This window comes from Stutzerimonas stutzeri (assembly GCF_000952685.1).
Classification (GTDB): Bacteria; Pseudomonadota; Gammaproteobacteria; order Pseudomonadales; family Pseudomonadaceae; genus Stutzerimonas; species Stutzerimonas stutzeri_E.
In genome coordinates this window covers 1-2,973 of sequence record NZ_JYHV01000047.1, presented here as the reverse complement: position 1 = coordinate 2,973, position 2,973 = coordinate 1, and the positions used below count along the sequence as shown (strand labels likewise).

Annotated in this window: 2 protein-coding genes; both read right to left on the bottom strand. The window is 66.9% G+C overall.

The annotated features are described in order from the left end of the window. The coding region (locus UF78_RS22400) for a condensation domain-containing protein (RefSeq protein WP_230623737.1) at positions 1–1,656 on the bottom strand (1,656 nt) is incomplete at its 3' end. Continuing rightward, positions 1,656–2,973: AMP-binding protein (locus tag UF78_RS22395; protein ID WP_045164457.1), on the bottom strand; the 1,318-nt coding region annotated here is incomplete at its 5' end. The genes UF78_RS22395 and UF78_RS22400, both read right to left, overlap by 1 nt.

Sequence of the window (2,973 nt, the reverse complement as noted above, 5' to 3'; positions counted from 1 at the left end):
ACGGCTGTGCAGCTCGCGGTAGCTCAGGCGCTGTGCGCCGAATTGCAGCGCCAGGGCATCCGGGCTACGCGAGGCCTGTTGTTCCAGTAGCGTTTGCAATTGAACGGCATCAGGGAACGCCGCCTCGGTGGCATTCCAGCCGTGCAGCAGCTGCTCGCGCTCGGGCTTGGCGAGCATCGGCAACTGCCCCACCGGCTGCCGCGGATCGGCCACCAACGCTTGCAGCAGGTTGAGAAAGTGTCCGCAGAGACGCTCGATGGTCGACGCATCGAACAGGTCGGTGGCGTACACGAATTGACCGCGCACCTGCCCGTCACGGCCCTCCTCGGTCTGCAACATCAGGTCGAATTTGGCGATGCCGACGTCCAGCGTCAGGCTCTCCAGCGTCAGCCGACCGCCCTCGCCGCCGGGCAGTTCGCGCAACGCGTCGCGGGCGCTCGGCAGATGGTTGCAGGCCACCTGAAACAGCGGGTTGTGGCTCAGGCTACGTTCTGGTTGTAGCACGTCCACCAGCCGCTCGAAGGGCAGCTCCTGATGCGCCTGGGCATCCAGCACGGCCTGGCGCACCTCGCCGAGCAACTGGGCGAACGAGGCGTGCTCGTCGATTTCGCTGCACAACACTTGGGTATTGACGAAGAAGCCCACCAACCGCTCGCACTCGGCGCGGCCCCGGTTGGCCACCGGCACGCCGACGCGCAGCTCGCGCTGGCCACTGTAGCGCATCAGCAGCACTTCGAACGCCGCCAGCAGCACCATGAACAGGCTCGCCCCCTGACCGCGTGCCAGGCTGCGCAGGCCGATCACCAGCGGCAGCGGTAGCTCGAAGTTCTGCGCGGCGCCCCGGTAGCTTTGCACTGGCGGACGCGGGCGATCGCTGGATAGGGTCAACACCAGCGCCGGATCGCCGATGCGCCGGGTCCAGTAGTCGAGCTGGCGTTGCTCCTCGCCAGCCGCCATCCACAAGCGTTGCCAGCGGGCATGGTCGGCGTATTGGATCGGCAGCGGAGCGAGATCGGCCTCCCGACCTTCGGCGAAGGCGCTGTAGAGGTTGGCGAACTCGTCGATCAGCACGCCCATGGACCAACCATCGGAGACAATGTGATGCAGGGTCAGCAGGAGGATGTGATGATCGGCGTCCAGACGCAGCAGGTCGAGCCGTAGCAGCGGGCCTTCGGCGAGGTCGAACGGGCGCCGGGCGGATTGCTCCAGGTGCTCACCGGCGCTGGCTTCACGCTGAGTCTGAGGCAGCGCCGACAGATCCTTCTCGACCAGCGCCAACGGCAGCGAGGGCAGGATCACCTGGAGCGGCTCACCGCCCTCGTCGCGAAACAGCGTGCGCAGGCTCTCATGCCGTACCACCAGCGCCTCGAAGGCGCGACGCAGGGCGGAACGGTCCAATACGCCGCGCAGGCGAACCGCCGCTGGGATGTTATAGGCGGCGCTGTCCGGCTCCATCTGCCAGAGGAACCACAGGCGGCTCTGCGCCGGCGACAACGACGCGCGTTCGCAGGGCTGGCGGCCGATGGGCAAGCGCTCCAGGCTCACCCCCTTGTCCCGCAACTGACGCAGGAAGGTCAGCTGTCGTTCTTCCGCGAGCGCGCCCAGGCGCTCGGCAATCACGCGCAGTTGTTCGGTTTGCGCATCCAGCATCGTCATCAGAAGTTCTCCAGCTCGCCCAGCAACTCATCCATCAGGTCCAGTTCGGCGTTCTCCGGCGGCGCGCTGTCCTGTTGCGCCTGCAGGTGGGCGGCCAGCGCCTGGATGGAATTCAATTCGAACAGGCGGTGCAACGGCAGCGTGACGCCCAGGCGGTTGCGCAGCGTCATGCCGACCTGGGTCAGCAGCAACGAATGCCCACCGAGCGCGAAGAAGTCGTCGGTGATGCCGACCCGCTCGACCTGCAGCACCTGCGCCCAGATCGCCGCCAGCTCACGCTCCAGATCGTTGCGTGGGGCGACGTATCCCGCTGCCGTGGAGCCGAACTCCGGTTCCGGCAGCGCCTTGCGGTCCAGCTTGCCGTTGGGCGACAGCGGCATGGCCTCCAGCACCAGAATGCGCGTCGGCACCATGTAGTCCGGCAACTGCTCGGCCAGTGCCTGGCGCAGCAGGTCGCCGTCGCAGCTCGCCACGGCGTAGCCCACCAGTTGCTTGCTTTGCGGCGTATCGCGGGCCACCACCACCGCTTCGTCCACCTGCGGATGGGCCTGCAGCCGTGCCTCGATCTCGCCCAACTCGATACGCAAACCGCGGATCTTCACCTGGTGGTCGATGCGGCCGACGTACTCGATGGCGCCGTCCTCGCGCCAGCGCGCCAGGTCGCCGCTGCGATAGAGGCGCCCGCCTTCGCTGAATGGATCGGCGACGAAGCGCTCGGCGGTCAGCCCCGGCCGGGCGTGATAACCCCGCGCCAAGCCCACGCCGCCGATGTACAGCTCACCGGCTACACCTGGCGTCACTGGCTCCAGCCAGGCGTCGAGGATGTACAGCTTGAGGTTGTCGATGGGCCGGCCAATCGGAACGATGTGCCGCGGGTTTTCCTCCTCGCAAGCCCAGTAGCTGACGTCGATGGCCGCCTCGGTCGGGCCGTAGAGGTTGTGCAGCTTGGCCGGATGACGCTGGCGGAATTGCTGTTGCAGCTCGTAGGGCAATGCCTCGCCGCTGCACATCACCTGCTTGAGCGATGGGCACTGCTCCAGCTCGCCGGAGGCGACGAAGGCCTGCAGCATCGACGGTACGAAGTGCAGCACGCTGACCTCGCCCGCGTTGATCACCTGACGCAGCGCCAAGGGATCGCGATGCGCTCCAGGCTCGGCCACCACCAGCGCCGCACCGGTCAGCAACGGCCAGAAGAACTCCCAGACCGAGACGTCGAAGCTGAACGGGGTCTTTTGCAGGACGCGATCAGCCGATGTCAGGCCGTACTCCTTCTGCATCCAGTGCAGACGGTTGATCAGCGCCGCGTGGCTGTTGCCG